Source organism: Rhizobium sp. SEMIA 4085, assembly GCF_013004495.1.
Taxonomy (GTDB): domain Bacteria; phylum Pseudomonadota; class Alphaproteobacteria; order Rhizobiales; family Rhizobiaceae; genus Rhizobium; species Rhizobium gallicum.
The window spans coordinates 1-3,463 of record NZ_JABEPH010000491.1 but is presented as its reverse complement, the minus strand read 5'-3'; the positions used below and the strand labels follow the sequence as shown (position 1 = coordinate 3,463).

General features: G+C 59.6%; 3 protein-coding genes and 2 pseudogenes. 4 read left to right on the top strand and 1 reads right to left on the bottom strand.

The window, feature by feature from the left end:
* Positions 1-249, top strand: a pseudogene (locus C9413_RS29730) (amidohydrolase/deacetylase family metallohydrolase); the annotation flags it as partial.
* 20 nt (positions 250-269) lie between these two features.
* Positions 270-782, top strand: a complete 513-nt coding sequence (locus C9413_RS29725; protein WP_082046710.1) for a RidA family protein — start codon at positions 270-272, stop codon at positions 780-782.
* 12 nt (positions 783-794) lie between these two features.
* Here the strand turns inward: C9413_RS29725 and C9413_RS29720 are convergent, their stop codons facing one another.
* A complete protein-coding gene (locus C9413_RS29720) occupies positions 795-1,634 on the bottom strand; it encodes an IclR family transcriptional regulator (protein ID WP_040115369.1) in 840 nt (279 codons plus the stop codon).
* Positions 1,635-1,736: 102 nt separating this feature from the next.
* Between C9413_RS29720 and C9413_RS29715 the strand changes: the two genes are divergently transcribed.
* Positions 1,737-2,933, top strand: coding sequence for an aminotransferase class V-fold PLP-dependent enzyme (locus tag C9413_RS29715; protein ID WP_040115370.1), 1,197 nt, complete (start codon positions 1,737-1,739; stop codon positions 2,931-2,933).
* Positions 2,934-2,969: 36 nt separating this feature from the next.
* A pseudogene (locus C9413_RS29710) lies at positions 2,970-3,449 on the top strand (ATP-binding cassette domain-containing protein); the annotation flags it as partial.
* Between the last annotated feature and the right edge of the window lie 14 nt (positions 3,450-3,463).

The window sequence follows — 3,463 nt, the reverse complement described above, 5'->3', positions numbered from 1 at the left end:
GCGCCTGCCTCCGTCATCAAGCTTTCGATGGAAAACCGGCTTGCCGTCGGACAGCGCGCCGATTTCACGGTCTTCGATCTCGTCGATTCCGATGTCGAAGCCACCGATTCCAACGGCGACGTTTCCGTTCTTATGAAGCTGTTCGAGCCTCGCTATGCGGTGATCGGCAGCGAGGCAATTGCCGCAAGCCGTTACATTCCGCGTGCCCGCAGGCTCGTGCGTCACAGCCACGGTTATTCCTACCGCTAAGAGCCAGAACAGAAATCCGCATGACAGGAGTTTGCGTGAACACGTCTCCAGCTAACGCCAAGCCGGCAAGCTCACCCTATGAAAGGCTTGCTGCGCTCGGTATAGAGCTTCCGCCCGCGCCGCCGCCGATCGCCCATTTCGTGACGCATGTGCTGGAAGGTAATATTCTCTACCTCTCCGGTCAGGGGCCGCGCGAGGCCGACGGCTTTCTATATTCTGGCAAGGTCGGCGCTGAGATCGGCGTCGAAGATGCCTATAGACATGCGCGTCTCACCGGCATCAATCTTCTTGCCGTCATGCATGACGCGCTTGGCGATCTTTCCCGGGTAAAGCGCGTCGTGAAGCTGCTCGGCATGGTTAACGCCGTGCCGCAGTTTGCAGACCATCCAAGCGTCATCAACGGATGCTCGGATCTCTTCGTCGACGTTTTTGGAAAAGACACCGGCAGCCATGCCCGTTCGGCGGTTGGCTTCGGCTCGCTGCCGGGTAACATCACTGTCGAAATCGAGGCGATCATCGCCTTGCGTGATTGAAGAGGGGAAAGCCTAGTGGTTGCGCCAGCCCATGATCTTTTCGATGCGTTCGGCCGATGTTCGCACGTGCGCGGTATAGTGGTTCTCGTCGGAAAAGGCCTTCTGTTCTGGAAGGACAATGGAAATGGTCGCGACGCATTGGCCATCTCTGTCGCAGATCGGCGAAGCGATGCAGGCGACCGCATAGTCGGACTCGCCGGCCTGGATCGACAGGCGAGACTGAAACGCCGCACCCGCCGAGGCGGAAAGCACGCCGGGGTCCATTTCGGCACGGCCGGTCGGCGAAGATTTGGCGCAGCGCTTGAAAAGTTCGAAGCGCTCCTCTTCCGGCAGGTGGCCGACAAGCAGGCGACCCGATGCGGTCCAGTTCAGCGGAATGCGCGTGCCGACACGCGAAGCGACCTGGAAATGGCTCGGGCCGTCAGCCATGGCAAGCACGAGCATATAGTCGCCGTCGCGGCCGCAAACCTGAACGGTTTCACCCGCCTGACGGCAAAGATCGTGCATCTCATGCATCGCGACGCTCATGAAATCGAGCGAGCGGGCATAGGCAAGACCGTAATGGTAGAGCCGCGAACCGAGCCAGATCGTGCCGTCGCCATTGCGCGTCAACATGTTCTTTTCGACCAGATCATCAACGATGACGTAGACGGTCGAGAGCGGCGCCTTCACAGCCTTGGCGATTGCATAGACTCCCGTCGGAGAGCCCGTTTCGTAAAGGTGATCAATGACCTGCAGCGCGCGGTCGATACCGCTTACCCGCGAGCGACGTGCGCCCTTACCCCCGGGTTCTTCAATGGGCGGCTCGTCTTCGGAGTAAATTACTGATGGTGTCTTGCCGTCCAATTCCACGCTCCTCGTATGCGGGCATGAGTCTATTACATTACTATGGGATAGCCGCTAAGGATACAAGCTGCAACACTCGCCATCTCGACATTCAATCTGGAGATACACATGTCTGATGACATTCGCGCGTCGATCGGCCTTCGTCCGGTCATCAACGTTTCCGGCACGATGACCAGCCTCGGCGCATCGATCGTCGTCCCCGAGGCAATCGCGGCCATGTCGTCGATCCTGCCGCAATTTGTCGAAATCAACGACCTGCAGCGCAAGGCCAGTGCCGTCATTGCCCGGTTGACGGGTGCCGAAGCCGGTTTCGTGACGGCATCCTGCTCCGCGGGCATTTCCCTGGCCGTCGCAGGTGCCATCACCGGCAACAACCTGCTGGCGATCGAGAAACTGCCGAACGTGACGCCAGAAAAGAACGAGGTTCTGGTGCAGACGGGCCACGTTGTGAGCTATGGCGCACCCGTCGATCAGGCGATCCGCCTTGCTGGGGCCAAGGCGGTGCTGATCGGTCAGGCGACATCGACCCATCGTTTTCACATGGAAAATGCAATCACCGAAAGGACGGCTGCGGCCGTCTACGTCGTGTCGCACCATGTCGTCGACTATGGCCTTCTGAACCTCAAGGAGTTCGTCGAGATCGCCCACGCCAAGGGCGTGCCGGTCATCGTCGATGCGGCGTCGGAGTACGACCTGCGTGTTTTCCTGGAGCAAGGCGCGGATATCGCGCTCTATTCCGGTCACAAATTCCTCGGCGGTCCGACCTCGGGCATCGTCGCCGGCAAAAAGGAACTGGTACGCAACGCCTTCCTGCAGAACATGGGCATTGGCCGCGGCATGAAGGTCGGCAAGGAAAGCATTTTCGGCGCCATGGCCGCCCTGGAGGCTTGGGAAATGCGTGACCACACCGGCATTCGCGAGCGCGAAACGGGCTACCTCAATCTCTGGAAGCGGATGTTGGACGACCGCCCCGGCGTAACCGCGCTGATCGAACCCGATCCGACCAAGAATCCGCTTGATCGCCTGCGCGTCATCCTCAAACCGGAGGAAGCCCATATCACCGCCTGGGATTTGGCCGACGCGCTGGCGCGCGGGACGCCGCCGATCATCGTCCGCGACCACGAGGTCGAGCATCAGTATTTCTATCTCGACCCCTGCAACCTGCACCCAGGCCAGGAAAAGATCGTTGCAAGCCGTTTGGCCGAAGAACTGGACAAGGCGCACGCCTCCAACGAGATCATCGCAACGCCTATCGAAATCCGCGGCAAGCACCGGTTCGACGCTGTGTTGCGTTGGCCGGATTGATCTTTCCGGCTTTCAGGCATCCAAGAGGAACCAAACATGGCAGGCTTTCAGGTGCAGACGATCCAGCAGGCAGAAGCCGTTCTCTCCGTCGAGAATCTCACGACGTCGTTTCTGGTCGAGGGCGAGTGGAAGCCTGTCGTCCGCGATGTTTCCTTCCGCGTGGCGCCGGGCGAAACGGTTGCAATTGTCGGCGAGTCGGGTTCTGGCAAGAGCGTCACGTCGCTGTCGATCATGCGGCTACTGCAGCCGGATACGAGCCGGATCGAAGGCAAGATCATGCTTGGCGACCGCAATCTGCTGGCGCTTCCGGAAAGTGGCATGCGGCAGGTGCGCGGCAATGACGTCTCGATGATCTTTCAGGAGCCGATGACGAGCCTCAACCCGCTCTTTACGATCGGCGACCAGATTTCCGAAGCACTGCTTTGCCATTCGGCCATGTCGAAGACCGAAGCACGACCCGAAGTGATCCGGCTTCTGGAAAAGTTCAGCATTTCCTCCACTGCCTCTCGTTTCGATTAATATCCGTACCG